Annotated in this window: 27 protein-coding genes; 17 read left to right on the top strand and 10 right to left on the bottom strand. The window is 61.5% G+C overall.

Annotated features, from left to right (window positions below; genetic code table 11):
- Positions 1–516: 516 nt before the first annotated feature.
- The gene (locus tag NKH99_RS17035; RefSeq protein ID WP_353014777.1) at positions 517–1,584 is read right to left on the bottom strand and encodes an adenylate/guanylate cyclase domain-containing protein; all 1,068 of its coding nucleotides are present in this window, start codon (positions 1,582–1,584) and stop codon (positions 517–519) included.
- 115 nt (positions 1,585–1,699) lie between these two features.
- Between NKH99_RS17035 and NKH99_RS17040 the strand changes: the two genes are divergently transcribed.
- The 4 genes from NKH99_RS17040 to tolA all read left to right on the top strand — a co-directional run bounded on the left by NKH99_RS17040 (position 1,700) and on the right by tolA (position 4,791).
- Positions 1,700–2,140, top strand: coding sequence for an SRPBCC family protein (locus NKH99_RS17040; RefSeq protein ID WP_008873905.1), 441 nt, complete (start codon positions 1,700–1,702; stop codon positions 2,138–2,140).
- Between the two features lie 406 nt (positions 2,141–2,546).
- Complete coding sequence (locus NKH99_RS17045; protein ID WP_353014778.1) at positions 2,547–3,128, top strand: VOC family protein; 582 nt, start codon at positions 2,547–2,549, stop codon at positions 3,126–3,128.
- A gap of 27 nt (positions 3,129–3,155) precedes the next feature.
- A complete protein-coding gene (locus tag NKH99_RS17050) occupies positions 3,156–4,022 on the top strand; it encodes a glutathione S-transferase family protein (protein ID WP_352771909.1) in 867 nt (288 codons plus the stop codon).
- Between the two features lie 364 nt (positions 4,023–4,386).
- Positions 4,387–4,791, top strand: a complete 405-nt coding sequence (gene tolA / locus NKH99_RS17055) for a cell envelope integrity protein TolA (protein WP_352471136.1) — start codon at positions 4,387–4,389, stop codon at positions 4,789–4,791.
- A 137-nt stretch (positions 4,792–4,928) separates the two neighbouring features.
- On the opposite strand, the gene NKH99_RS17060 is transcribed toward tolA, so the two are convergent.
- The gene (locus tag NKH99_RS17060; protein ID WP_352768213.1) at positions 4,929–5,144 is read right to left on the bottom strand and encodes a hypothetical protein; all 216 of its coding nucleotides are present in this window, start codon (positions 5,142–5,144) and stop codon (positions 4,929–4,931) included.
- A gap of 333 nt (positions 5,145–5,477) precedes the next feature.
- Between NKH99_RS17060 and NKH99_RS17065 the strand changes: the two genes are divergently transcribed.
- On the top strand, positions 5,478–6,449 hold the full coding sequence (locus NKH99_RS17065) for a DUF2865 domain-containing protein (protein WP_353014780.1): 972 nt from the start codon (positions 5,478–5,480) through the stop codon (positions 6,447–6,449).
- Positions 6,450–6,532: 83 nt separating this feature from the next.
- On the opposite strand, the gene NKH99_RS17070 is transcribed toward NKH99_RS17065, so the two are convergent.
- Positions 6,533–6,886: a hypothetical protein gene (locus tag NKH99_RS17070; protein WP_352540241.1), complete on the bottom strand. Its 354-nt coding sequence runs from the start codon at positions 6,884–6,886 to the stop codon at positions 6,533–6,535.
- Between the two features lie 654 nt (positions 6,887–7,540).
- Here NKH99_RS17070 and pstS point away from each other — a divergent pair.
- Genes pstS through phoB form a run of 6 tightly spaced genes read left to right on the top strand, consistent with a single transcriptional unit; the run spans position 7,541 to position 12,746 of the window.
- Positions 7,541–8,602, top strand: a complete 1,062-nt coding sequence (pstS, locus tag NKH99_RS17075) for a phosphate ABC transporter substrate-binding protein PstS (RefSeq protein WP_352685935.1) — start codon at positions 7,541–7,543, stop codon at positions 8,600–8,602.
- Between the two features lie 59 nt (positions 8,603–8,661).
- Complete coding sequence (pstC, locus tag NKH99_RS17080; RefSeq protein WP_353014781.1) at positions 8,662–9,645, top strand: phosphate ABC transporter permease subunit PstC; 984 nt, start codon at positions 8,662–8,664, stop codon at positions 9,643–9,645.
- 3 nt (positions 9,646–9,648) lie between these two features.
- Positions 9,649–10,500 carry a phosphate ABC transporter permease PstA gene (gene pstA / locus NKH99_RS17085; RefSeq protein WP_352613520.1) on the top strand — a complete coding sequence of 284 codons (852 nt, stop codon included), beginning with the start codon at positions 9,649–9,651 and terminating at the stop codon, positions 10,498–10,500.
- Positions 10,497–11,300, top strand: coding sequence for a phosphate ABC transporter ATP-binding protein PstB (gene pstB, locus NKH99_RS17090; RefSeq protein ID WP_352451144.1), 804 nt, complete (start codon positions 10,497–10,499; stop codon positions 11,298–11,300). The genes pstA and pstB overlap by 4 nt, the downstream gene beginning before the upstream one ends.
- Before the next feature lie 32 nt (positions 11,301–11,332).
- On the top strand, positions 11,333–12,040 hold the full coding sequence (gene phoU / locus NKH99_RS17095; protein WP_023678534.1) for a phosphate signaling complex protein PhoU: 708 nt from the start codon (positions 11,333–11,335) through the stop codon (positions 12,038–12,040).
- Between the two features lie 16 nt (positions 12,041–12,056).
- Positions 12,057–12,746 carry a phosphate regulon transcriptional regulator PhoB gene (gene phoB, locus NKH99_RS17100; protein WP_031212149.1) on the top strand — a complete coding sequence of 230 codons (690 nt, stop codon included), beginning with the start codon at positions 12,057–12,059 and terminating at the stop codon, positions 12,744–12,746.
- Positions 12,747–12,755: 9 nt separating this feature from the next.
- Here phoB and NKH99_RS17105 read toward each other — a convergent pair whose 3' ends face one another.
- Positions 12,756–14,000 carry an ROK family protein gene (locus NKH99_RS17105; protein ID WP_352685931.1) on the bottom strand — a complete coding sequence of 415 codons (1,245 nt, stop codon included), beginning with the start codon at positions 13,998–14,000 and terminating at the stop codon, positions 12,756–12,758.
- Between the two features lie 286 nt (positions 14,001–14,286).
- Between NKH99_RS17105 and xylF the strand changes: the two genes are divergently transcribed.
- The 4 genes from xylF to NKH99_RS17125 all read left to right on the top strand — a co-directional run bounded on the left by xylF (position 14,287) and on the right by NKH99_RS17125 (position 19,401).
- Positions 14,287–15,327: a D-xylose ABC transporter substrate-binding protein gene (gene xylF, locus NKH99_RS17110; RefSeq protein ID WP_352685929.1), complete on the top strand. Its 1,041-nt coding sequence runs from the start codon at positions 14,287–14,289 to the stop codon at positions 15,325–15,327.
- A 141-nt stretch (positions 15,328–15,468) separates the two neighbouring features.
- Positions 15,469–16,833, top strand: a complete 1,365-nt coding sequence (locus NKH99_RS17115) for a sugar ABC transporter permease (protein ID WP_353014782.1) — start codon at positions 15,469–15,471, stop codon at positions 16,831–16,833.
- A 15-nt stretch (positions 16,834–16,848) separates the two neighbouring features.
- On the top strand, positions 16,849–17,649 hold the full coding sequence (locus NKH99_RS17120) for an ATP-binding cassette domain-containing protein (protein WP_353014784.1): 801 nt from the start codon (positions 16,849–16,851) through the stop codon (positions 17,647–17,649).
- Positions 17,650–17,778: 129 nt separating this feature from the next.
- A complete protein-coding gene (locus NKH99_RS17125) occupies positions 17,779–19,401 on the top strand; it encodes a CHASE domain-containing protein (RefSeq protein ID WP_353014785.1) in 1,623 nt (540 codons plus the stop codon).
- 98 nt (positions 19,402–19,499) lie between these two features.
- On the opposite strand, the gene NKH99_RS17130 is transcribed toward NKH99_RS17125, so the two are convergent.
- The 5 genes from NKH99_RS17130 to NKH99_RS17150 all read right to left on the bottom strand — a co-directional run bounded on the left by NKH99_RS17130 (position 19,500) and on the right by NKH99_RS17150 (position 22,806).
- Positions 19,500–19,745 carry a YMGG-like glycine zipper-containing protein gene (locus tag NKH99_RS17130; protein ID WP_006328050.1) on the bottom strand — a complete coding sequence of 82 codons (246 nt, stop codon included), beginning with the start codon at positions 19,743–19,745 and terminating at the stop codon, positions 19,500–19,502.
- Positions 19,746–20,091: 346 nt separating this feature from the next.
- The gene (locus NKH99_RS17135) at positions 20,092–20,262 is read right to left on the bottom strand and encodes a hypothetical protein (protein WP_352685923.1); all 171 of its coding nucleotides are present in this window, start codon (positions 20,260–20,262) and stop codon (positions 20,092–20,094) included.
- 132 nt (positions 20,263–20,394) lie between these two features.
- Entirely contained in the window at positions 20,395–21,429 is a 1,035-nt protein-coding gene (locus NKH99_RS17140; protein WP_352451150.1) for a sensor histidine kinase, read from the bottom strand.
- A 191-nt stretch (positions 21,430–21,620) separates the two neighbouring features.
- The gene (locus NKH99_RS17145; RefSeq protein ID WP_023678541.1) at positions 21,621–21,785 is read right to left on the bottom strand and encodes a DUF1328 domain-containing protein; all 165 of its coding nucleotides are present in this window, start codon (positions 21,783–21,785) and stop codon (positions 21,621–21,623) included.
- 226 nt (positions 21,786–22,011) lie between these two features.
- Entirely contained in the window at positions 22,012–22,806 is a 795-nt protein-coding gene (locus tag NKH99_RS17150) for a response regulator (RefSeq protein ID WP_352471123.1), read from the bottom strand.
- Between the two features lie 217 nt (positions 22,807–23,023).
- Here NKH99_RS17150 and NKH99_RS17155 point away from each other — a divergent pair, with 217 nt between their 5' ends.
- Both NKH99_RS17155 and NKH99_RS17160 read left to right on the top strand, forming a co-directional pair.
- Complete coding sequence (locus tag NKH99_RS17155; protein WP_023678543.1) at positions 23,024–23,227, top strand: NepR family anti-sigma factor; 204 nt, start codon at positions 23,024–23,026, stop codon at positions 23,225–23,227.
- A 3-nt stretch (positions 23,228–23,230) separates the two neighbouring features.
- Positions 23,231–23,782 carry a sigma-70 family RNA polymerase sigma factor gene (locus NKH99_RS17160; protein WP_023678544.1) on the top strand — a complete coding sequence of 184 codons (552 nt, stop codon included), beginning with the start codon at positions 23,231–23,233 and terminating at the stop codon, positions 23,780–23,782.
- A gap of 29 nt (positions 23,783–23,811) precedes the next feature.
- Here NKH99_RS17160 and NKH99_RS17165 read toward each other — a convergent pair whose 3' ends face one another.
- Positions 23,812–24,309, bottom strand: coding sequence for a response regulator (locus tag NKH99_RS17165; protein ID WP_353014786.1), 498 nt, complete (start codon positions 24,307–24,309; stop codon positions 23,812–23,814).
- Positions 24,310–24,331 lie beyond the last annotated feature (22 nt).

Here is a 24,331-nt window from a genome sequence, read left to right on the forward strand (position 1 = left end):
TCACCACCGTGCCATGGCCGCTCGCCCCTCAGAGCAAGCCCCGTTCTCTCTCCAAAACTTTTTGCAGAACCTTCAGCACACTATCGCGCAGCGGAGCCGATTGCATTAGCATTGCATCGTGGGTCTTGAGGCACAGCGTTAGCGGCGCGCAGAACGTCGCGCTGAACAGGGCAGTCGATGCCACGCGGGGAGGAGCCAGATACAGAAACTACAATCGCAAGGCGTCCATCACGCTGGTCGGCACTGCCTGGAGCCGACCTGAGCTACAGCTGCCGGCGGCGGATCGTTTTGGCGAGCTCGGCGAAGGCGCCTCTCCCTCAAGGGTGGATGCCGGGAAGGCCCTTAGCACCGGCCAGCGAAAGCTGCGCGCGACGCGCATGGCTGGGCTCTAAACGCGCCATACTCCAGTTGCAGTATCGTAGCTTCTTTGCCGTTCGAATTTCTCTCAGTCATGGCTTCGCACGATACCAAGATATGCTGCGAACGACACATCCACGGCGGGCTCAACCATTCGATCTATTCCGGCAAGCCGAAAAGTGTTTGCGCGCCTGCTATTCCTCCGAGCGGATGACTGCCCATGGCGATCATCCGCTCGGTAGTTTCTGCCTCGAACACTGTCGACGCGAGCACCGTCCGTCCCAACGGCTTGCACAGCCCCTCGATGCGGCTGACAAGATTTACAGCCTTGCCGATCGCGGTGAAGTCCAACCTGCCGGCAGTGCCGATATTCCCCCAGAGTATCTCGCCGACATGCAGGCCAATGCCATATCCGAGCTCAGGGCCGCCATTGCGGCGCCGAGTTTGGTTGAGATGATCTATCCCGGCGCGCGTGGCCTTCACGGCGCGTACCGCCGCGTCACATGCGGCATTTGCATCGCGCTCGCCAATCGGGAAAATCGCGAGGACGCCATCACCTATAAACTTGAGAACCTCACCACCAAATGCGTGCACCGCGCCGGCGACGCAATCGAACCAGGCATCAAGTACCAATACGATCTCGTCTGCATCATGAACCTCGGATAGATCGGTGAAACCTCGAAGGTCCGCGCACAGAAGCGCAGCCCGTATCGTCTCTCCCTTTACTCGACGAGAATGACCGTTGAGCACATGTGCTGCACTGCGCTTTCCCAAATATGCCTCGAGCAATGCGCGTTTCGCGGACCGTTCTGCGAGTGCGGTCATCGGAGCCGCAGCAAACCGGGAGATTTGCCGCAGCAGCTCTGACTGCGCCTCATCCGGAGTATGATCGAACGCCCACACCAAAGTCGGTGCGACACCGCCCGCTCGCTCGTCGAACACGATCGCCCGCGTCGTGCCAAGCCACTCCCGCAGCACGAGCCGGGGATCGGCATTCTGGCGGTCGGCGCCTATCCCCAAAGCCTCGACCACTTCACCCCTAGGCGCTCGCCAGAGCCAGATGCGGCGTGAGATAATCGGGTCGGGAGCATCCTGCGCCAGCGCGCCGGCGATGATCGGCAAGCCGTCTTCAATCAAATGCGTTGAGAGCTGCAATAGAAGTCGCCCACCGTCGCCAATATGCGCGGCGTCGTCCAGAAGGAATGAAAGCGACTTTGCGAGAAGCATGGGTAGAAGGTCACTCGGCACCGGCTTATGCTTACGCCTCGAACATCTTCTTGCAACTCCCCACATTCGCTTCAATCATGCAGGTATTCGCTGCGGATGTGACCTGGAGTGAGCGATGGCGGAATCGGTTTACACAGAGATTGAGGTCGCGGCGCCACAAGCGACCGTGTTCGCGCTTTTGACGGATCCGGACCAGATTGTGCGATGGATCGGGACCGAAGCGAATTTGGATGCAACGCCGGGCGGTCTGTTCCTCGTCAATGTCGGTGGTCGCCATATGGCGCGCGGTGAGTTCACCGAGGTGATCCCGGTCCACCGTCTTGCCTACAGTTTTGGCTGGGAAGACAACGAGACCGTGCCGCCCGGCTCCAGTCATGTCGAGATCGACCTGATCGCGAGGGATGCGGGGACACTGATCCGCTTCACGCACAGCGGACTGCCGAACGCAAAGGAGCGTGACAGCCACCGAAGGGGATGGGAGCACTACCTCTCAAGGCTGAAGATCACTGCCGATGGGGGACATGTCGATCCCGACGTGCCGATGAAGAATATGTGATTTTCGTCTAAGGGCCGCGGATGCCCGTAATCCGAACCAGGCGCGGCATGCGTCAACGAGGGCCCCTTTGACCTGCCGTCGCCAAACCGGCGCTCGGGAAACCCAGCGACCTGCGGGCCGCCGCACCACTACAGCTGCCGGCGACGGGTCGTTTCAGCGAGCTCGGCGAAGGGCGTCCGCGATCCCGGTGCCGCTCTTGGCGCCTGCGTGGAGTTCTTGAAACTCAGCGCTTCTGGCGCAACGCCTCGGATTGAATTAGCATCCGTTCATCAAAGCTCCGGCCGCACTCCTGCAGGATGCGGAATGCGGAGCGCAGGCGAGCGAGGCCGGGCGCGGTCACATGCCGGGCGCCGATCCAAGCGGGACTTCCGTTCGGCGGCAAGACGGCGTGGCCGGGAGGAGTCAGATGCAGAAATTGCAATCGCAGGGCGTTCATCACATCACGCTGGTCGGGGCCGGGCGCCAGACCTCGATCGATTTCTGGGAAGGCGTGCTTGGCATGCCTTTCATCTTCGAGCAGCCCAATCTCGATAAGGCAAGCGAAAGCCATCTCTATTTCGATCCGGGCGACGGCCGGCTGATCACCGTCTTCACCGACGAAAGCCGCACGCCGGTCAAGCGGCGCACGCCGACCGACACGGGCTGCGTCCATCATATCGCTTTCGCGGTGTCGCGCGTCACCTTTCTGCAGGCGGTTGCCCGGCTCGACGAGCGCGCCATCAAGCACAGCGGCGTCAAGGATCGCGGCTTCATGGACTCGATCTATTTCGAGGATCCGCTCGGCCTGCTGATCGAACTCGCCTCCTACCGTTTCGAACCGCCGGCGGGCTTCACCCATGCCGACGTGCTGATGCAGGCGCACAAGATCCGCGTCGCGCGCGGCGACTACAACATCGCCGAAGCGCACCTTGCCGATGCGATCCAGGCGCTTGTCGAGCGCTCGCGCACGACGTTGTCGGAGGATCGCGCACCGAAAAATCCATACTGACGACACGCCGAACAAAGGGAGGATACAATGGCGAAGACAGCAACCAAGAGTGCCACGAAGCCCGCGGCCAAGGCAGCCAGGCCAGGAGCGAAGCCGGCGGCCAAAGCCGCCGCCAAGTCAGCGGCGAAAGTGGCAAAGCCGGCGGCCAAGGTCTCCGCCAAGAAGCTGGCGCCGAAGGCCAAGGCGAAACCGGCGAAAAAGCCCGCGCTCTCGCTTAGCATGCTGAAGCCCAGCGTCAACAATATGAGCGTTCGAGTGTTTGCACGCGCCGCCGGGCTCGATCATTCCGAGACCGACGTATGGGGTCTCACGCGCTCGCCCGAATACATGGCGCGAAACCCGGCCCATCTTACGCCGATGATCGAGGACAAGGGCCTGCCGAGAGGTGTCTTGTGGGAAAGCTGCGCCATTATGCAGTACCTCGCCAACAAGCACGGGCTGGAGAAACTATATCCCAAGGCGCCGGCCAAGCGGGCAATGATCGACAGTGCCATGTTCTACCTGATCGGGACGCTCTACCCCTATGTGGCGCGCGCCACATATCCTGTGCTGAATTTCCCGCAATATGCCGGCGAGGTCGGCCACAGCGACGCCCACCCCGACAAGAAGTCGGAAGCCCAGAAGGCCGCTATAGAAGCGATAGCCGAGCCGCTGGAGGTGTTTCACAGCTTCTTCAGGAACGGCAAGCCGTTCATCGGCGGCAAGAACCCGTCGATCGCCGACATCCGCCTGGCGGCGACGCTCGAGTTCCTCGCCGTCATCGACTACGCGCTGCCCCAATGGGCAAAAGACTATATGGCGGCGATCGAGAAGAAGCTCGGCAAGGCCTATGCCGAGCCGGCCGGCGACGTGCGCGGCTATATCGCCTATGTGCGGTCGCAGGCCAACGCCTGAGGCACGTGCAGGCCGGCGATCGTCCGCACGTTCTGCGGGAGCCGGTAGTGATCTGAGGTAATTCTTTCTTACTCTCCCCTGTTTGCACGATGTGGGGAGCTTAAGGTTTCGTTAACCGAAACCCTTTCTACTGGTATCCACCTCCAGCTTGCGACCACGGATGTGCTGGCGCGGATGGAAAGCAAAGGTCGGCTGCTCGCCGGCCTTTGCTTATTGCAGCCCTGCCGAAGTTTGCGGCTGACGGCGCTTCACGACGCCTGAATGGCTGATGAAGCGCGTTGCCGGCATCTTGCCATCGCCGATGTGGGCCCTACCATCGAAGTAGTCCCGTCCTCGATGGCGGTTCAAGGACAGAGGCCCTGTCATGAAAAGCATTGCTGGAATGATGGTGATTGCAGGCGCCATGCTGGCGGGTGCAGCCGGTCAATCGAATGCAGCGACGCTCAACACCATGCCCGAGGTCGGGGCTGCCATCCAGGCGTGCTGGACCCCTCCGGCGAATGCCGGGAATTCCACCGTCACCCTGAGCTTCAGCTTCAGGCGCGATGGCACGCTGATCGGCCGGCCCAAGCCGACCGCCATCCGCGTCGCCGGCGAGGAGAAGACGCGCCAAGCTTTTGTCGACGCGGCGGTCGCGGCCGTGGACCATTGCCTGCCGTTGAGCTTTTCACCGGCGCTGGCTGAAGGCATCCCGGGCAAGGTGTTCACTCTGCAATTCAACTCGCCCAAACAAGAACAGGCTGCACCGCGAGTGAAGGCTTCGCCTTGATCTTTTCCGACAACCGGATTCCACTTTTCGGGACCTAATGCATGTCGCGCAAAAGCGTGCAGCGGTTTTGCGACAACGACATGCATTAGACAAGAACCTAAGCGCGTCGCATGACGCCCGGTCGACCGCGATGCGCTTTAGTGGCGCCTTCGTCTCGCCTCGACATGTCGCGCCAGTTCCGGCACCTCGAAGACATAGTCGCTCCAAGCCGATTCCGGTATCTGGCCGGCGAGATAGCACTCCAGCAAAAGCCTCTGCTCGTGGTCGAGTGGCCTCGGTGCGCGTTCATGGTCCAACCAAAGTGAATGGAACAGATTCCTAGTCAGGTCCGCGACAGTGAAGTGGATCGACATTTGCGGTCTCCTCCTTTGGCCGCTCAACGCCGATCCCAGGGCTAAGGTTTCAGCGACGGCCGGCCGGTAACGCCGGATTGATCGCGATGCCGAACCCGCCGCGCGCATCAAACTTCGCCGTGGCGGGCGTCCGCCGGCGTTGCTGCCGGTTCGTCTCAATCTTGAAATAAAAATGTAATATTGAATTTACACGAGTAGATCTAATACACTAGAGCTAAAGTCTCTGGTGGCGGTTTGATCTACTTTAATTAGGAAAAACTGATTTAGCTAGTACTTATCCATAGTCGACAAAGAAATCCTGTTCTCGGTGCAACAAGGATAATGGTCGTTCCAATGACACGCTTCTGGCCCCTCACGATTCTGATGCTGGTGTCGGCAATAGCCGTTGCGCTCGGCACATCCTTCTCCTACGCGGATAGCTGCGGTGCCATCAGGAGCCAATTGCTTTCGGCGGGGCGCAGCGGCGGGACCAGCCCCGAGCTTGCCCAACTGCGCCGGCAACTCGCCGCGATTCAAAAGCTTGAGAGACAACGCAGATGCGCAGCGAAAACCGCCGGCTTCTTCTTCAATCCCTGCGCCGACCTGGTCAGCAGCAAGGCGGAGGTGCAACGGCAGATCGCCAGACTATCGAATTCGAGCAGGGACACGTCCGGACTGAAGGCCAGGTTTGTCGCGCTGGGCTGCGCCGCCCCCGCTGCCAAGAAACAGCCGGCGCAGCAACGCCCGGCACCCAGGGCCCAGTCCGCAGGCACAACAATTGGCGGCAATCGGATGCTGTTTTGCGTTCGCTTGTCGGACGGATATTTCTTCCCCGCGCCAAAATCGCAGTTCGCCAAGAGCGACGATCTGAAGGAAACGGTCGATCAGTGTCGCTACATCTGCGACGATGCCGGCGTCGACCTCTATACGCTGAGCGACGCCACTCGCGAGACCGAGGAGATGGTCGCGCTCGAGTCGGGAAAACCCTATGTGGAGCTACCTGCCGCGTTCCGGTACCGCGACGACGCGAACTTCAAGGCCTGTGACGTCAAGCGCTATTACCAGCGCGTTGCCGAACTCAGGGCACGAACCGTGACACCGGCCAACATGAGCAACGCCATCATTCCGTTGCCGACCGCAAAGCCGGATCTTGGCGTCGTCGCGGAAATTCCTGAATCCGGGATCGAAACTGCCGGTGCGGCTCTCGCAGGGGCAAAAACGTCGGTTTTCGAGGTGCCAGGGACTGCCCAGCATCAGTCGATCGAGAAAGCGATCGGCGCGCGGCCGGTGAGAGTGGTCGGGCCGGCCTTTTTCCCGGCGGACTGACCAGGGCGGGCGATGTTCCGAGACGGCTGGCCGGATAGCCGCTTCAAGGCCTGGAGCCGTGCGCATCGACCGACGTCGGCTGGTTATTCGCAGACCATGCGGGCCCGTTTACCGGGCTCGCTGACATTCTTGCAAGTTAGCGGCTTCGTCGACTCCGGCGACAGCATGGGCGGGTTGTTGGTGACCCTCCTCCGAGGCGTTGCAACGGAAGCCGCGCTCCTGCGCACCGCCGGCCTTTTCGGCGTTTGCGGCGCCACTGGAAAGACGTCGGTCTCCAGTTGCGACTGTTCGGCTTGCGCCTGCGGCGAAGGCCTGTCCCAGAAACGGCGAACATCGAGCGGCTTGGGAATGATGACGGTGCCGTCATAGCTGCGCGCGCAGCCGCTTCCCAGAGGCAGCGCCAGGCACAGGAAGACAGGCAGAATCCGTCGAGACATCAGCAATACCCCTGCAAGCTTATAACGCTGCTTCGGCCTAACCGACAACCGGCGGAATAGGGCGAAGGGAGTAGATACCGTGAAGTAGAAGTCGTCGCACTTCCAGTGGAAGGCGTTGCTCGAAGATCGAGCGCCGGGTCGGGCGCGGATGGAGGTCCAGCGCGAGTTAGAACCTTGCGATTCGTCAACGCTTCCAGCGTAAGGCCATGGTGCGATCGCACCATACCAAAGCCGCGCTCAGTGGCGACAATGGGATATTCGAAGTTCCGCTCCTCCAGTTACGGGCGGGAGCAGCGACCGCCGGCAAGAAACAGGGTCAGATTTACCCCAACGGACCTGTTTCGGCGATGGCGCGGCCATGACACGTTCTGGCTGCATGCAACGCGCTCCCGTCCGGCTTTTTTCTTTTAAAGCCGGTGGCTGCGATCGCCGAGCAGACGATGCCGGCCGGAATTCACGCAAGCTGCTGATTCCAGCGGCAAACCGCGGCCCATGCCGACAAAAGCCCGCGGCCGCTCCTTCTTAACCCGGCTGGACGTCGTTACCGGAGCGACATGAAACTGTCATGCGACTGTAATAATCGGGGGCTATTGGCCTCAGCGGGCGCCGGAGGAATGGCGCCGAGAGACCATATTCCGAACAGGAGCAGGCCACATGAGACATTTCATCCGCTCGGCGGCCGTTGCGATTGCAATGGCTGCGGCGACGACCACCCTCACCCTGTCCGCCGCGCTCGCCGCGGACATCTCCGGCGCCGGCGCCACCTTCCCCTACCCGATCTATGCGAAGTGGGCCGACACCTACAAGAAAGACACCGGCGTTGGCCTTAACTACCAGTCGATCGGTTCCGGCGGCGGCATCAAGCAGATCAAGGCCAAGACCGTTACCTTCGGCGCTTCGGATGCGCCGCTCAAGGGCGACGAGCTTGAAGCGACCGGACTGGCTCAGTTCCCGATGGTGATGGGCGGCATCGTTCCCGTCGTCAATCTCGAAGGCATCAAGCCGGGCGAGTTGGTTCTCGACGGCCCGACGCTGGCCGACATCTTCCTCGGCAAGATCACGAGCTGGGATGACGAAGCGATCAAGAAGCTCAATCCCGACGTCAAGCTGCCTTCGCAGGCGATCGCGGTCGTTCACCGTTCCGATGGTTCGGGCACGACGTTCAACTTCACCTATTACCTCGGCGACGTCAGCGCGGTCTGGAAAGAAAAGGTCGGCGTCGACAAGGCCGTGGAATGGCCGGTCGGCATCGGCGCCAAGGGCAATGAGGGCGTTGCCAACAACGTCTCCCAGACCGGCGGCGCGATCGGTTATGTCGAATATGCCTACGCCAAGCAGAACAAGCTCACCCACACCGATATGATCAACAAGGACGGCAAGAAGGTCGAGCCCACCGCGGCGGGGTTCTCGGCGGCAGCGGCCAATGCCGACTGGAGCTCGCAGCCGGGCTATGGCGTCATCCTCGCCAACGAGCCGGGCGCCGAGTCCTGGCCGATGACGGCGGCAACGTGGATCCTGCTCTACAAGAAGCCGGATGATGCCGCGACCACCGGCGAAGCGCTCAAATTCTTCGCCTGGGCATACGACAAGGGCGACGAGATGGCCGGCGAGCTGGACTACGTTCCGATGCCCGACAAGGTGGTTGAGAGCGTCAAGGCCATGTGGGCCAAGGAAGTCGTCGGCGACGACGGCAAGCCGCTCTACTCGGCCATGTAATCTCCTCCAGGGAGGGCGTCGACGGCGCCCTCCCTGTTACCTTTAATCGCGAGGACCCAATGACCATCGCTTCCGATGCCATGCCATCGTCTGCCCGGGCCAGGGAAGCTACGGTGCGGCGCTTCGCACTCACAGATGCCATATTTCGCGGACTCACCCGCGCTTCCGCAATCCTTGTGCTGGTCATCCTCGGCGGTGTCGCCATCTCGCTGTTTGCCGGCTCATGGCAGGCGCTGTCGTCGTTCGGTTTTTCTTTCCTGACGACTGAGAGCTGGAATCCCGTTACGGAAAAATTTGGCGCACTGGCGCCGATCTACGGCACGCTGGTGACGGCGGCCATTGCCATCCTGATCGCGGTTCCGATCGGCATCGGCATTGCAATCTTTCTCACCGAGCTCTGCCCGCGCCCGCTCAGGCGTCCTATCGGCATAGCGGTCGAGCTGTTGGCCGGCATTCCTTCGATCATCTACGGCATCTGGGGCCTGTTCGTGTTCGCGCCGTTCCTGCAGACGACGATACAGCCCTTCATCATCAACATCTTCCACGGCGTGCCGGGACTATCCAGCCTTTTCGCCGGCCCTCCTTACGGCATCGGCCTTCTGACCTCGGCGCTGATCCTCGCCATCATGGTGCTGCCCTTCATCACCTCGATCACCAAGGACGTCTTCGATACGGTGCCGGCGGTGCTGAAGGAATCGGCCTATGGCATCGGTTGCACGACCTGGGAAGTGACCCGGCGCGTGGTCATTCCCTATACCCGCATCGGTATCATGGGCGGCGTCATGCTTGGCCTCGGCCGGGCACTCGGCGAAACCATGGCGGTGACTTTCGTCATCGGCAACGCACATCGCATCAGTGCCTCCCTGTTCGCGCCGGGCACGACGATCTCGGCGACCATCGCCAATGAATTCACCGAGGCCGACGGCGACCTCTACACCTCCTCGCTGGTTTCGCTCGGCCTGATCCTCTTCGTCATCACCTTCCTGATCCTCGCCGCCGCCCGCTATATGCTGATGCGGATCGACGCCCGTACGGGAGCCTGACCGATGTCGACATCCTCATCGCTCCACAGCCGCCGCAAAGCCAGGAATTCGGTGATGATGGCGCTTTGCGTCGTCGCCGCCGGCATCGGGCTTGCCTGGCTGGCGCTCATTCTCGGCGCGTTGGTCTATAAGGGCACAGCCGGGCTTTCGCTCGCGGTCTTCACCGAGATGACGCCACCACCGGGCGAGGCCGGCGGCTTGCTCAATGCCATCACGGGCAGCCTGCTGATGACGATCATCGCCGTTGTCGTCGGCACGCCGATCGGCGTGCTGGCGGGAACCTACATGGCCGAGTATGGACGCTTTTCGCGCATCACCACCGTCGTCCGCTTCATCAACGACATCCTGTTGTCGGCGCCGTCGATCATCATAGGCTTGTTTGTCTATGAGCTGATGGTGCGGCCAATGGGACATTTCTCGGCCATTGCCGGCGCCGTTGCGCTTGCCATCCTGGTCATTCCGGTGGTCGTGCGCACCACTGAAGACATGCTCAACCTGGTGCCGAACGCGTTGCGTGAAGCCGGTGCCGCGATCGGCGCGCCGCGCTGGGTGGTGATCCGTTCGGTCGCCTACCGCGCCGCATTGTCCGGCATCGTCACCGGCATATTGCTGGCGATAGCACGCATTTCCGGCGAGACGGCGCCGCTGCTCTTCACCGCGCTCAACAACCAGTTCTGGAGCAGCAATATCAACGCGCCGATGGCCAGCCTGCCGGTGACCATCTTCCAGTTCGCTCTCAGCCCTTACGAGGAATGGCAGCAACTGGCGTGGACCGGCGCACTCATAATCACCCTGACGGTTCTGGGCTTGAGCATCCTCGCCCGCAGCCTTACCGGACGCAGAGAGGACAGATGACACAGATGTTGTCCCCAGACATGACGATGGCCGAAACGGTCGCCGAGAAGACGAAGATCGAGGTCAAGAACCTCAACTTCTACTACGGCCAGAGCAAGGCGCTGAAGGACATCAGCCTGTCGCTGCCCGAGCGCAGCGTCACGGCCTTCATCGGCCCTTCGGGCTGCGGGAAATCGACGCTGCTGCGTGTGTTCAACCGCATCTATGAGCTCTACCCAAAACAGACGGCCGAGGGCCAGGTGCTGCTCGACGGCAAGAACATTCTCGACCGGTCGCAGGATCTCAACCTCCTCAGGACCAAGATCGGCATGGTGTTCCAGAAGCCGACGCCGTTCCCGATGTCGATCTACGAGAACATCGCCTTCGGCGTCAGGCTCTACGAGAACCTCGGCAAGTCCGAGATGGACGGCCGCGTCGAACAGGCGTTGAAGCGCGCCGCGCTGTGGAGCGAGGTCAAGGACAAGCTCAACGCCAGCGGCTTGAGCCTGTCCGGCGGCCAGCAGCAGCGGCTCTGTATCGCCCGCACCGTGGCGGTGAAGCCGGAAGTCATTCTGCTCGACGAACCGGCTTCGGCGCTCGACCCGCTGTCGACTGCCAAGATCGAGGAACTGATCGACGAATTGCAAGCCGACTACACGATCGTCATCGTCACCCACAACATGCAGCAGGCGGCGCGCGTGTCGCGCCAGACGGCGTTCATGTATCTGGGTGAACTGGTCGAGTTCGACCGGACCGAGAAGATATTCACGTCGCCCCGCGAGAAGCGCACGCAGGACTACATCACTGGCCGCTTCGGCTGAGCCGTTCCGATCATGCATATGAGGACAGGACCATGGGCGAACACACAGTCGCTTCTTTCGACGAGGATCTCGAGCAGATCAGCAAGCTGATCCGCGACATGGCCGACCTCGCCGGTTCGATGGTCGGCGGGGCGACCAAGGCGCTGTTGAATTCCGACAACGTGCTGGCGCAACGCGTCGTTTCCGACGACGCCATCATGGATGCGCGTCAACGCGAACTGGACGACCGCGCCATCACCCTGATCGCCAAACGCCAGCCGATGGCCCACGATCTTCGCCATGTGGTCGGAGCGATCCGCATGGCGGGCGACCTCGAACGCATCGGCGACCTTGCCAAGAATATCGCCAAGCGCGTGAGTGCGGTCGGCCTCAGCGCCACGCCGCGGGACCTGTCGCATTCCATCGACGCGATGGCGCAGCTGGTTCTCATCCAGGTGCAGGGTGTCATCGAGGAATATGCTGCAGGCGATGCGGCCGCGTTGGCCAAGCTTCGTGCCGCCGACGAGCGCATCGACGTTAAATACACGTCCGTGTTCCGCGAGCTGTTGACCTACATGATGGAAGATCCGCGCAACATCACCGCTTGCACGCACCTGCTGTTCTGCGCCAAGAATCTGGAGCGGATCGGCGACCATGTCACCAACATCGCCGAAAATGCGTATTATGTGCTGACCGGCGAGCAATTGCCGGTCAATCGTCCGAAGCAGGACGAAACGACAATGTCCGCACCGGTGACATGATGGGGGTGCCCAGCCGATGATCGCACCACGCATAATGGTGGTGGAGGACGAGGAGCCGTTGGGTGTGCTGCTCCGCTACAATCTCGAATCCGAAGGCTACCAGGTCGAGGTGGTGACACGCGGCGACGAAGCCGAGATCCGTTTGCAGGAGAATGTGCCCGACCTTTTGGTGCTCGACTGGATGATACCAGCGGTTTCCGGCATCGAGCTCTGTCGTCGGTTGCGGGTGCGCCCCGAAACCGAGCGGCTGCCGATCATCATGCTGACCGCGCGCGGCGAGGAGAGCGACCGGGTGCGCGGTCTTTCGACCGGCGCCGACGACTATCTGGTCAAGCCGTTTTCGACACCGGAATTCATGGCCAGGGTCAAGGCGCTGCTGCGGCGCGCCAAGCCGGAAGTGCTGTCCAGCGTGCTGAAGGTCGGCGACATCGTGCTCGATCGCGAATCGCACAGGGTCTATCGCAAGAAGAGCGAAATCAGGCTCGGGCCGACCGAATTCCGGCTGCTCGAGTTCATGATGCGGCATCCGGGCCGTGTCTTCTCGCGCAGCCAGTTACTCGATAATGTCTGGGGGGAGACAATCTACATCGACGAACGCACCGTCGACGTGCATGTCGGGCGGCTGCGCAAAGCCGTCAACAACGGCCGGATGCCGGATGTCATCCGCACCATCCGCGGCGCCGGCTATGCGATCAGGGAAGATTGACCCGCCTGGTCAGGCTACGTTCTTTCTGACGCTGGGCCTCATTTGCGCGCCCGGCGCGAAAATCTCCTGGTCGACGAAGCTTAACGCCCGCATCGCGCAGCCTTCGCGGATCAGAGGCAATTCGTTCGGCTCTGTATCGAAGGAGATCGAGCCTGAATGCTGGCCGCCGGCGGTCTGGGCGATTGCCTTCCGCAAGGCCGGCTCGATCAGATCGAAGGCGGCGGCACTGGCGCCGACCATCGCGACCGGTGCCGGATCGATCAGCGCGAACAGCGAGCCGAGACCGAAACCCAGCGCTTCGCCGGCCTTGCGGTAGGCCTCGCGTTCCGGCCCATCTTTCTCGCGCGCCCGGGCCGCCAGTGCGCGCATGTCGGCGTCGCTGACGTCGGCGACCGGTTCGCTGTCTTCGCTCATCTGCCTGGCGTTGCGCCAGATGGCGTAGTTGCCGGCATACGCCTCGATGCAGCCGCGCCGCCCGCAACGGCAGAGCGCGCCGCCCGGACGATGGATCATGTGGCCAAATTCGCCGCCCGAGGAATGCGTCCCGGTGAACAGTTCGCCCTTCAGCACCAGCCCCATGCCGATGCCATGCGAAAGCAGGATGGCGATGAAGTCATCGCGATAGCGATCCGGATTGCGCCAGCGCAAAGCCACCGCCATCATGTTGCAGTCGTTCTCCACCGTTGCCGGGATGCCGAATTCGTCCTCCAGCATGTCGGCAAAGGCGATGTCGGTCTGCGGCGTGATCGGCGACCACAGCATGGCGCGTGCAGGGGAGTCGGTAATGCCCTGAATCGCCAGGGCGATGCGGGCGACACTGCGGACGTCAAGATCTGGATCCTGCAGCCGGCGCCGGACGATGGCCATGCATTCACGGATCAGCTCGTCGCGCGGCATAGTCAGCGTGTCCAGCCGGCGCTGTTCCTCGGCGACCACCTGTCCCGTATAGTCGATAATGGCGGCCGAAAGGAAATTCAGCGACAACACCACGGTCAGCACCGCCGCCGCTTCCGGGTTGAGGGCGAGGCCGACTTGCGGACGACCGCGTTTCAACGAAACGGGCTCACTTGGCTTGCTCTCGGCGAGGATGCCTTCCCGTATCAGGTCGGAAGAAATCGCCGATATGGTCGAATGACTGAGGCCGGTGGTAGCTGCGATCTCAGTACGCGATGGCTGGCCGGCCCGGCGCACCGCCGAGATCACCATCGCCCGGTTGCGCCGGCGCAAATCGTCATGGCGGATTCCGACCGACATTGTTTTGCTTTCCTCCCGGTTGCCGCGGCCGCTCATGAACCGGAAGCCGTCGGTTAATGTCCGACAAATAGTGTCGGATGAGGCAAATAGTGTCAGATGCAGGTGGCGCTGTCATCGTTTATTCCGACGCTCGAAAAAACTCGCAGAGTCATCAAAATCCATCAGAATCGATGTTGACAGCAGCCGGAGATCGGGTCAGTATTTTTTCGAGGCTCGAAAAAATTAGAGCTTCTAAGCTGGTCTTTGAGCCAATTGGTCACGCCGTACGCGGCGCAGGGAGGATATGATGAAGAAATTCACGACCGCCATTCTGGCGGGTGTCGCCATGACGCTGGCGCTGGCGTCAGTGGCGCAGGCTAAAGACAAGGTCATCGGCGTTTCCTGGTCGAACTTCCAGGAAGAGCGCTGGAAGACCGACGAGGCCGCAATGAAGGCGGCCATCGAGGCCGCAGGCGACAAGTATATTTCCGCCGACGCACAGTCCAACCCCGGCAAGCAGCTCACCGACGTCGAGAGCCTGATCTCGCAGGGCGCCAACGCACTGATCATCCTGGCGCAGGACGCCTCGGCCATCGGGCCGGCCGTGCAAAAGGCACTGGACGAAGGTATTCCGGTTGTCGGCTACGACCGGCTGATCGAGAACAAGGACGTCTTTTACCTGACCTTCGACAACAAGGAAGTCGGCCGCATGCAGGCCCGGGAAGTCTTCAAGGTGAAGCCGGAAGGCAACTATGTCTTCATCAAGGGTTCGGGTTCCGATCCGAATGCCGATTTCCTGTTTGCCGGTTCGATGGAGGTGCTGAAGGCGGCAATAGACAGCGGCAAGATCAAGAATGTCGGCGAGGCCTATACCGACGGCTGGCTGCCGGCCAACGCTCAGAAGAACATGGAACAGTTCCTGACCGCCAACGACAACAAGGTCGATGCCGTGGTCGCGGCCAATGATGGCACTGCCGGCGGCGTCGTCGCCGCGCTGACAGCGCAAGGGCTGGCCGGATCGGTTCCGGTTTCGGGCCAGGACGGCGACCACGCCGCGCTGAACCGCATCGCGCTCGGCACACAGACCGTGTCGGTGTGGAAGGATGCGCGCGAGCTCGGCAAGAATGCCGCCGAGATCGCCTCGCAACTGGCCGACGGCAAGCAGATGACCGACATTGCCGGCGTGAAGGATTTCACCACGCCCGGCGGCAATACCGTCAAGTCGCTGTTCCTGACCCCGGTCGCCATCACCAAGGACAACCTCAACGTCGTCATCGACGCCGGCTGGATCAAGAAAGAAGAGGTCTGCGCCGGCGTGACGGCTGGCACTGTTGCAGTCTGCAACTGAGCCGACGTTTCCGAGAAGTCCGAACGCCGCGGCCGCTCGCCGCGGCGTTTTTCAACAAGAGTTGTTTTTCCGCTTCCGGCGGATAACTTCTAGGCTGCTTCCGGCATCCGCGGCAGACGGCAACCCGGCGGGAGAAACATCATGACCGACACGACGTCCAACACGCCGGTCGACAACACGGCAGACCGGGCACGGGAATCCGAGCTCGGCATCGTTGCCCGATTTCTCAAGGCAACCGAACTCGACACGCGCATGCTCGGCATGGTCGGCGCGCTGCTGGTCATCTGGGTCGGCCTGCATGTCATTTCCAGCGTACGGCTCGGCGTCAATCCGTTCGACTTCGACAGCCGGACCTTCCTGACGCCACGCAATCTCTGGAACCTGTCGGTGCAGACTTCCGCCGTGGCCATAATGGCCGCCGGAATGGTGCTGGTTATCGTCATGCGCAATATCGACCTGTCGGTCGGTTCCGCCGAAGGTCTGATCGGCGTGGTCATGGGCTTTGCGCAGGTGCATTTCCTGGTGCGAATGATCGGTCTGCAATTAGGCAATCCCTGGATCTGGATCCTGGCACTGGCCATCGGCCTGGCGCTTGGCCTTCTGATCGGAGCGTTCCAGGGATACATCATCGCTTATCTCGAGGTGCCGGCCTTCATCGTGACGCTGGGCGGCCTTCTGGTCTGGCGGGGTGCCGCATGGTGGGTCGCCAGCGGTCAGACGATTGCGCCGCTTGATGCCACTTTCCAGCTGATGGGGGGCGGGCCGGCGGGTTCGATCGGTGCGCGATGGAGCTGGATCGTCGGAATTGTCGCGTGCCTGGCGGTTGTGTTCATGCTGCTCAACGGGCGGGTGCAGCGCAAGCGGTTCCGCTTTCCGTTGCGCCCGATCTGGGCCGAGACGTTCCTCGGTGTCCTCACCTGCGCTGTCATCATGGGCGCCATATGGCTTGCCAATTCCTATCCTTGGCCGGTCGGCATCGTGAACAGATATGCGGCGGCCAACAATATAACGGTTCCCGAAGGCGGGCTGTTCATCGCCCATGGCATCGCCATACCCGTGCTGATGGCTGTAGCCGTAGGGCTGATCATGACCTTCATCGCCAAGCGTACCCGTTTCGGCCGCTATGTCTTCGCCATCGGCGGCAATCCGGAAGCAGCCAACCTTGCCGGTATCAACACGCGCTGGGTGACCATGAAGGTGTTCATGATCATGGGCGTGCTGGCGACGATCGCCGCGGCGATCTCGTCAGCCAGGCAGAACTCGTCGACCAATGCGCTGGGCACGTTGGACGAGCTGCTGGTCATCGCGGCGGCGGTGATCGGCGGCACGTCGCTCGCCGGCGGCTCCGGCACAGTGCTCGGCGCCATGCTCGGCGCGCTTTTGATGCAGTCGCTGCAGTCCGGCATGGTGCTGCTCGGCATCGATTCACCGCTGCAGAGCATCGTTGTCGGCGCCGTGCTGGTGCTCGCGGTGTGGCTCGATACCGTCTATCGCAAACGCGTTTAGGGAGGAGGAACGATCATGGCAGACAAAACCGCTCCCACGGGCACGCCGCTGATCGACATGCGCAACATCTCCATCGCTTTCGGCGGCATTCGCGCCGTCGACGATGCCTCTGTCGACCTTTTCCCGGGCGAGGTGATGGCTTTGCTCGGTCACAACGGTGCCGGCAAATCGACGTTGATAAAAATCCTGTCCGGCGCCTACAAGCGCGATGCGGGCCAGATTTTCGTCAACGGCGAGGAGGCTTCGATCTCCAATCCCCGCGACGCCAAGAAGTACGGCATCGAGACGATCTACCAGACGCTGGCGCTGGCCGACAATGTCGATGCGGCCGCCAACCTGTTTCTCGGCCGCGAGCTGATGACCGGCTGGGGAACGCTCGACGACGTCGCCATGGAGGCCGAGGCGCGCAAAGTGATGGGCAGGCTCAATCCGCGTTTCCAACGCTTCAAGGAGCCGGTGGTAAAGCTTTCGGGCGGCCAGCGGCAGTCGGTGGCGATCGCCCGCGCCATCCTGTTCAATGCTCGCATCCTGATCATGGACGAGCCGACGGCGGCACTCGGGCCGCAAGAGACGGCGCAGGTCGGCGAACTGGTCAGGCAGCTCAAGGCCGACGGCATCGGCATCTTCCTGATCAGCCATGATATTCACGACATGTTCGAGCTTGCCGACCGTGTCTGCGTCATGAAGAACGGTCGGGTTGTCGGAACGGCGCGCACAACCGACGTCACCCAGGACGAGGTGCTCGGCATGATCATCCTCGGCAAGTGCCCACCCGGCGCCATTCCGGGGCCGGGCGCGCTGAAGATCGCCGCATGAACGAGAATTAGCCAGCTAATCACAAGCCGCCAAAATGTGCCAGCCGTCACCATGCTTTGGCCTCGCCATTGTGTTGGCGTCAGGACTTGCCCATAAAGATGCCGAACCGTCCACGGGACGTATCAGCAATTGAAGAAGCTTTTTCCGACCGTCGCTTTTATCGCCGTCGCGCTGATCAGCCTGACGATGGCGGGTTTTGCCTATTTTGCCACCCAGGAGGCGGCCCGCATTAAATTCGAGGCGACGGCAGACGACGCGCTTAACCGGATCGAAAGCCGCATCGACCTGGACCTGTCGCTGCTGCGTTCGACCCGGGCGCTGTTCGACGCACGCAATGGCGGTATCTCGCAGGGCGAGTTCAAGGCTTTCTTCAACGCGCTCGACGTCGACAATAATTTCGCCGGCCTGCGCGGCATCGGTTTCCTCCGCCTGGCGAAAACTGGCAACGAGGCGGCGGTCGAGCGCGACATCCTGCACGATCACGGCGCAAGCCATCCGATCTATCCCGACACGAACTTACCGTGGCGTACGCCCATCGTGCTGTTCGAACCGCTGGATCCGTCCAACAAATCCAGCATCGGCTACGACATGTTCACCGGGCCGGCGCGGCGCGAGGCGATCGAAAAGGCGATGGCCGACGACCAGCAGCACGCCAGCGGGCTCGTGCAGTTCGGCAAGGATACGGGTGCCGCGCAGACCTTTACCGGGTTCCTCGTCTTCGTCCGGCTCAATGTCGAAACCGCGCCGGACGCCGTGAACGCGACGAGATCCTCGACTGCCGGCTTCCTTTATGCGGCCTTCCGCGCCCGTGATCTGTTCCAGGCTGCGCTCAGCCGGGCACCATTGCTGCCGGTCAACACCGAGATCTATGACGGCACGGTGGACAGCGACAACCTGCTGTTCCAATCGGAAACGCCGCCTGTTTCGAGCCTCGGCGACAGGCTGCTGGTCACCCGCAAGGTCACCGTCGCCGGCCGGCCGTGGGTCGTCCTGTTCAGGCCGACAAGTGCTTTCTCGCAACCTTCCTCGCGCGCCATCCCGGTGATGCTCGGATTGTTCGGACTGCTGCTTGCGGGCGCCATCGCGCTGGTGGCCCGCTATCAGGAGCGGGCCTATGAGGCGGTCTCGCTGCTTCACGAAACGACCGAAAAGAGCCTGCTGGAAAAAGACCTGATGCTGCAGGAGATGAAGCATCGCATCAAGAACTCGATCACGCGGGTGCTGGCAATCGCGCGCCAGACAGCATCGCACACCACCGACGTCCAGGAATTCTCGGCTTCTTTCTCGGCCCGGCTGCAGGCGATGGCGGCTTCCCAGGACATGCTGACGCGCTCACGCTGGCAGAAAGCCGATCTCGGCGACCTGCTGCGCATCGAGCTAGGCCAGGTGTTCGGCAGCGAGCTTCCTGAAGGGCTGCTGTCGGGACCACAGATTCTTCTCGATGAAAAGACGACGCAGGCACTCGGCCTCGTCTTTCACGAACTGGCGACGAATGCGCTGAAGCATGGCGAAGCCGGCAATTCAGTCGGTGCGCTGAAGGTCGACTGGTCGCTCGAAGCCCGTAGCGGCACCCGGACATTGGCTCTCAACTGGCGCGAGGCCGGTCAGAAGAAGCTTGAGAGACCGGCAAAGAGCGGTTTTGGCACCAGACTGATCGATCTCAACGTCACGCGCGAATTGCGTGGCACAATCAGGCGCGATTTTCGCGAAGATGGCTTGAACGTGGAAATCAGGGTTCCGCTGCCGGCCTGAAGCCCCGTCTCGTGGGCCGCGTCGCAACAGCGCTTTAAAGGGCAAACGCGGAGACAGGTGGCCTGCCTCCGCGTTTGCTGTTCGCCTGGAGCTCGAAACTAGTTGCAGCGAGCTGTGTAAATCCGGCCGTGACGATCTCTGTATTGGCAGTAGCCATTTTGCAGCCGGCGAACGAGCAGACCGCCAATCGCACCAGCGCCGGCGCCGATCAAAGCGCCCTTGCCGCCGCCGACAGCGCCACCAATGAGCGCGCCGCCCACAGTGCCGATTCCCACGTTCTCTTCCGTGGTGGTGCAGCCGCTGACCGCAACCACGGCAACCATGGCAATAATCATCTTCCGCATGGAGTCATCCTCACTTTTGTCCTCACTTTAATAAGCTCCAGCCGCCATTTAGCATGAAAGTACGGCCTTTGCCCGCACGATTTCATTGTTGATTAAGATAGTCTTTTTCGGGGCGTGCGCCGTTTGATGCTACCACGAACCCGGAAATCTCCAAGGACGCATCGAGCGTGCCGTTGGGGCGCACGTTCCAGACGATCCTGTCATGGTCGTTCTCGAGCGCCGGATCGACGGCAAGGCATCTGGCGCCGACATGTTGGGCCTGGCCCTGCAGGTCAGCGACCGCGAACGGGCACGGCCGAGCACTCGGGCAGTGGTTTCAAAGCGATCAAGCAGAGGCGAGTTCGATTCAGATCAGTTGGGACGCGGCGGTCAGGACGATCGCGGCCATAAGCGCGACGGCGGCGAAGCGCAGGGGCGAAGCACGAGGCGCGGGCGTTGCGGGCGCGTCGGGATCCTGAAAACCGCCCATCGAGACGCGAGCGGCCTGTTCCAGTCTGTTCACGTCTGCAGCCGTCAACGCCCATTCCCTTCACTTTGTGCCAAACTCAATCCGGCGGATCGGCACGTTCGCACAGGATCGGACTTTATGGTGAACAGTCGGTTAAAGATGGCGATGCGCAGCAAGCCTTCGCGCGGCGACCGCCGCTCGTTAATCCGTCTCGAAATTACCGTGAGGAACGACAAGGCGGTATTCGAGGCGGTTCCCGGTGATCTCAAGGGTCGCCGTTCCATTCAATGAAGTGGGCACGACGCGTTCGAGCGCGACGCTGCCAAAACGCTTCTCACTGCGCTGATTGTCGTTGGCTCCGATCACTTCGGCCCATGTCAGCGACAGCGCAGGCTCGCCAGCGGAAGCTGCCGTCAGATCGGCCGTCACCTCGACGAAACCGTCGCTGCGCGACAGTGCGCCATAGCTGACCGAATTGACGGCGAGCTCATGCATGGCCAAGCCGATGTGCAAGGCGGCATTGGGGTTGAGATATGGATTTGCGCCGCGGAAACGTAGGCTGTGCAAGGGATCCGCGCCGTACCTGCCGACCTGACCGGAAACCAGCTCGCGCAGCGCCGCTCCTCGCCAGTTGGATGACGTAACCAAATCCTGCGAGGAGGCCAGCGACTGCAATCGGCCCCGGAAGCGCGTCAGGAAATCGTCAATGCTGCCGGAATAACGGCCCGTCTGGGTGGCGATGCTCTGGATGATGGCCAAAAGGTTCTTGGAGCGATGACTGACTTCGCGCAGCAGCGCCTTCAACGTCTGCTCCCGGCGTTTCTGCTCGGTTGTTTCGACCATGGTGGTCACGACGCCCTGCACCGCGCCGGTCTCGCTGCGGTCGGCGTCTATCCACACCTGAAACCAGCGGGCGCCGTCATCGGCCGGCACGCTGAGCTCAAGATGTTGAGGATTGCCGGAGACGATGACGTCGTGCTTGGCGGCGCCGATACGCTCTGCCTGCGCCGGCGGCAAGATGCCGTTGTTGTCGGAGGCATCGGAAGTCCAGGGCGCGCGCATGTTGCGCGCCCACACCGTCTTCATCTCGCGATCCTGGTACAGGACGGAAATCCCGGCATTGTGCAGTGCATGGAGAAGGGCCCGACCAAGCTGCATCCCGCTTTCGGCGGGATGCAAAGCGATGATCTCATCACTCTGGCCGCGGTCTTTCATTTTTCCGACTCTGGAACGCATCGGTCAATTTGCTCAACCCATGTCGGGCTGAACGGTTCGCGGAAAAATGGGTTCCAAAAGGAGGAGGTTCGTATCAAACCTTAAAAAGCGGTCCGCCGAGCGGCATCCCGTTGGAGGACACTGCCCGGCGGTGGCTGGAAACCGTTTGAGGGGTGCGGCTTCCAGTGTTCGCTTGAATGGCCGCTTGGCATTCACGCTCGTCTGATCAGGCCGGCAATAAGCGATATGATCAGGAAGGCGAGAAAGATGAAGAACAATATCTGCGCTATGCCGGCCGAGGTGCCAGCGATGCCGCCGAAACCAAGCGCACCGGCGATGATCGCCACGACGAGAAATACGAGCGCCCAGTAAAGCATGATCGATCTCCTTCCAATGCTGCGGTGAAAACGTGATTCGCCTCCGTTTGTTCCACCATTTTCCGAAAAAGACGATGCTGAAAATCTTCAGGGCCCGAATTGCCGCGGTGTGTGGAAAGGTCCAGTTGGTTGCCCCAGTTGGTTGCCAGTGAATTGAGCCGGCGTCACTCCCCTCTGATCCTGGGGAGCGGCTGTCTCGGCGGCCGCAGTTCGGCCGCCCGCTGTTTCATGCCGCGGCTTTCGCGTGCCGGTCAAAGAACAGGGCCTGGCTGATAAGAGCCTTGACCATGTCCGGATTGAACGGCTTGGTAACCAGGAATGCCGGTTCCGGCCGCTCGCCGGTGAGCAGGCGCTCGGGAAAGGCGGTGATGAAGATCACCGGTACCGAGGTCGACGACAGGATCTCATTCACGGCCGCTATGCCCGAACTTCCGTCGGCAAGCTGGATATCGGCAAGCACCATCTTTGGCCGCGCCTTGCCGAACATCGCCACCGCCTCGGCGTGGGTGCGCGCCGTTCCGACGACGCGGTGGCCGAGGCTTTCGACCATTTCCTCGATGTCCATGGCGATCAGCGGCTCATCCTCGATGATCAGCACGTCGGTTGCCACCTGACGGGAGATCTCGTTGCTCGCCTGCGCGAGGAGTTCGGAGAATTCCTGTTCGTCGACGTCGAGAATCTCCGCCGCCTCGTCTTCGCTGAAGCCTTCGACCGCCACCAGCAGAAAGGCTTGGCGGGGGCGAGGCGCAATTGCATTCAGATTGGCCGCGGCACGCTGTTCCCATGCCGACTGGGCATGCTCCTGCGGAACGCGAATGGCCACTGAGGTGAAGAGCTTGGCAAAGACCTTGTAGAGCGCGATGCGGTCGTTCGATGCGTTCGGAAAGATGTCGACATCGGCAATGATGGCCTCGAGCATTGCGGCGACCAGCGCGTCGCCGCTCTCCTGCGATCCGGATACTGCGCGCGAGAAGCGACGCAGGAACGGCAGGTGCGGAGCGATGGTTGCTGATAGGCTCATATTGGACGTCTCCCTCATATGACGTGATTGCATGTTACAGCTAAAAAACGGTTCGCAAGCCCAGAGTTGAAAACGCGGGTTCTGCGAAAAAGTTCCGATCATGCGGAACTAAATATATGGGCTGGCGTTTAGGGGCGGGTTGGGCAACCAGACGAGGCTGCCGCTTGTCTTGCGTTATGTGTTGAAGGGCGGCTTAAGGCTGGGACAAAAGGGCGAAATGAAGAACATGACGAAAGCTACCATGGGTGGCGTTGGCAACGGGCGCCGGGCTGCTTCCCGCGACCCGCTTGGGCCGAACTCGGAAATCGGCCGCAAACTCAAACAATACTACGACGAGCTGGTCTCCGACAATGTGCCGGATCGCTTCGCCCAACTGCTCAGCCAGTTGGAAAAAGCCGAACCTGTACAAAAGAAGGACTGAGGCATGGCGGCCGTCTCCCAGGGCTTCAAGACCGACTTGCTCGGCTCGATCCCGAGCCTGCGGGCTTTTGCCGTGTCGCTGACGCAAAACGCCGACAAGGCCGACGACCTGGTGCAGGAAACATTGGTCAAGGCATGGGACAAGCATGAAAGCTTCCAGCCCGGCACCAATCTGAAGGCATGGCTGTTCACGATCTTGCGCAACGAATTCTATTCGCAGATGCGCAAGCGCGGCCGCGAGGTGCAGGACAGCGATGGCGTCATGACGGCCAGGCTTGCCGTTCACCCGGCCCAGCACGGCCAACTTGACCTCGAGGACTTTCGCGGCGCGCTCGAATTGCTGCCAGAAGACCAGCGCGAAGCCATTATCCTCATCGGCGCGTCGGGCTTCTCCTACGAGGAAGCGGCCGAGATCTGCGGCTGCGCCGTCGGAACGATCAAGAGCCGCGTCAGCCGCGCCCGCACACGGCTGCAGGAAATTCTGAAGATCTCCGGTGAAGACGAGTATGGCCCGGACGCAATTTCGGCTCAGGTAACCGGGTCGACGGCTGCGTGAAGCGCGGCGTGTTCGAACCGCTCCGCGCCTCAGCAGAGATGCGTTCGCCTGCAGGCCGCCGCCACTGCCTCGACGAGATCGTCTCCCGAATAGGGCTTGGTGACCAGTCTGACGCCGGGAAAGGATTTCTTGATCTCGTCCGTATCCGAATAGCCCGAGGCAAAGACGAACGGGATGCCCGCTTCACGCAGCCGCGAAGCAAATTGGAGCGTCGAAACGCCGCTCAGCATGAGGTCGACGATGGCCACATCGAACTGCGCGGCAACGTCTTGCTGTTCGATCTCAGTCAGATCACGGGCGATGACCACATTGAGCGCGCCGTAGTCGCGGCAAAGCTGCTCGATATCCATGGCAATCAGGAACTCATCTTCCAGGATAAGAATCCGCAAACCGTCAAGTGATGCGCGCACGCAGCAATATCTCCTTAAATTCGTCTCGATCGTGAAACGGGGGAAGTCATGATCGTTATTTGGCATGCTGTCATTTAAAAAAGACGCGCTGGCGCGGATGCGTCGGCCTCGGCCCATGCAAGCCATTTGCAACGCGCGC

The organism is Mesorhizobium sp. M0854, assembly GCF_040319815.1.
In the GTDB taxonomy this organism is placed as follows: domain Bacteria; phylum Pseudomonadota; class Alphaproteobacteria; order Rhizobiales; family Rhizobiaceae; genus Mesorhizobium.

What these genes read in the sequence shown, in the direction of transcription:
- NKH99_RS17035 (WP_353014777.1), bottom strand. Translation starts at nt 1,584, where the DNA reads ATGCTTCTCGCAAAGTCGCTTTCATTCCTTCTGGACGACGCCGCGCAT.
- NKH99_RS17040 (WP_008873905.1), top strand. Translation starts at nt 1,700, where the DNA reads ATGGCGGAATCGGTTTACACAGAGATTGAGGTCGCGGCGCCACAAGCG.
- NKH99_RS17045 (WP_353014778.1), top strand. Translation starts at nt 2,547, where the DNA reads ATGCAGAAATTGCAATCGCAGGGCGTTCATCACATCACGCTGGTCGGG.
- NKH99_RS17050 (WP_352771909.1), top strand. Translation starts at nt 3,156, where the DNA reads ATGGCGAAGACAGCAACCAAGAGTGCCACGAAGCCCGCGGCCAAGGCA.
- tolA (WP_352471136.1), top strand. Translation starts at nt 4,387, where the DNA reads ATGAAAAGCATTGCTGGAATGATGGTGATTGCAGGCGCCATGCTGGCG.
- NKH99_RS17060 (WP_352768213.1), bottom strand. Translation starts at nt 5,144, where the DNA reads ATGTCGATCCACTTCACTGTCGCGGACCTGACTAGGAATCTGTTCCAT.
- NKH99_RS17065 (WP_353014780.1), top strand. Translation starts at nt 5,478, where the DNA reads ATGACACGCTTCTGGCCCCTCACGATTCTGATGCTGGTGTCGGCAATA.
- NKH99_RS17070 (WP_352540241.1), bottom strand. Translation starts at nt 6,886, where the DNA reads ATGTCTCGACGGATTCTGCCTGTCTTCCTGTGCCTGGCGCTGCCTCTG.
- pstS (WP_352685935.1), top strand. Translation starts at nt 7,541, where the DNA reads ATGAGACATTTCATCCGCTCGGCGGCCGTTGCGATTGCAATGGCTGCG.
- pstC (WP_353014781.1), top strand. Translation starts at nt 8,662, where the DNA reads ATGACCATCGCTTCCGATGCCATGCCATCGTCTGCCCGGGCCAGGGAA.
- pstA (WP_352613520.1), top strand. Translation starts at nt 9,649, where the DNA reads ATGTCGACATCCTCATCGCTCCACAGCCGCCGCAAAGCCAGGAATTCG.
- pstB (WP_352451144.1), top strand. Translation starts at nt 10,497, where the DNA reads ATGACACAGATGTTGTCCCCAGACATGACGATGGCCGAAACGGTCGCC.
- phoU (WP_023678534.1), top strand. Translation starts at nt 11,333, where the DNA reads ATGGGCGAACACACAGTCGCTTCTTTCGACGAGGATCTCGAGCAGATC.
- phoB (WP_031212149.1), top strand. Translation starts at nt 12,057, where the DNA reads ATGATCGCACCACGCATAATGGTGGTGGAGGACGAGGAGCCGTTGGGT.
- NKH99_RS17105 (WP_352685931.1), bottom strand. Translation starts at nt 14,000, where the DNA reads ATGTCGGTCGGAATCCGCCATGACGATTTGCGCCGGCGCAACCGGGCG.
- xylF (WP_352685929.1), top strand. Translation starts at nt 14,287, where the DNA reads ATGAAGAAATTCACGACCGCCATTCTGGCGGGTGTCGCCATGACGCTG.
- NKH99_RS17115 (WP_353014782.1), top strand. Translation starts at nt 15,469, where the DNA reads ATGACCGACACGACGTCCAACACGCCGGTCGACAACACGGCAGACCGG.
- NKH99_RS17120 (WP_353014784.1), top strand. Translation starts at nt 16,849, where the DNA reads ATGGCAGACAAAACCGCTCCCACGGGCACGCCGCTGATCGACATGCGC.
- NKH99_RS17130 (WP_006328050.1), bottom strand. Translation starts at nt 19,745, where the DNA reads ATGCGGAAGATGATTATTGCCATGGTTGCCGTGGTTGCGGTCAGCGGC.
- NKH99_RS17140 (WP_352451150.1), bottom strand. Translation starts at nt 21,429, where the DNA reads ATGCGTTCCAGAGTCGGAAAAATGAAAGACCGCGGCCAGAGTGATGAG.
- NKH99_RS17145 (WP_023678541.1), bottom strand. Translation starts at nt 21,785, where the DNA reads ATGCTTTACTGGGCGCTCGTATTTCTCGTCGTGGCGATCATCGCCGGT.
- NKH99_RS17150 (WP_352471123.1), bottom strand. Translation starts at nt 22,806, where the DNA reads ATGAGCCTATCAGCAACCATCGCTCCGCACCTGCCGTTCCTGCGTCGC.
- NKH99_RS17155 (WP_023678543.1), top strand. Translation starts at nt 23,024, where the DNA reads ATGAAGAACATGACGAAAGCTACCATGGGTGGCGTTGGCAACGGGCGC.
- NKH99_RS17160 (WP_023678544.1), top strand. Translation starts at nt 23,231, where the DNA reads ATGGCGGCCGTCTCCCAGGGCTTCAAGACCGACTTGCTCGGCTCGATC.
- NKH99_RS17165 (WP_353014786.1), bottom strand. Translation starts at nt 24,309, where the DNA reads ATGGGCCGAGGCCGACGCATCCGCGCCAGCGCGTCTTTTTTAAATGAC.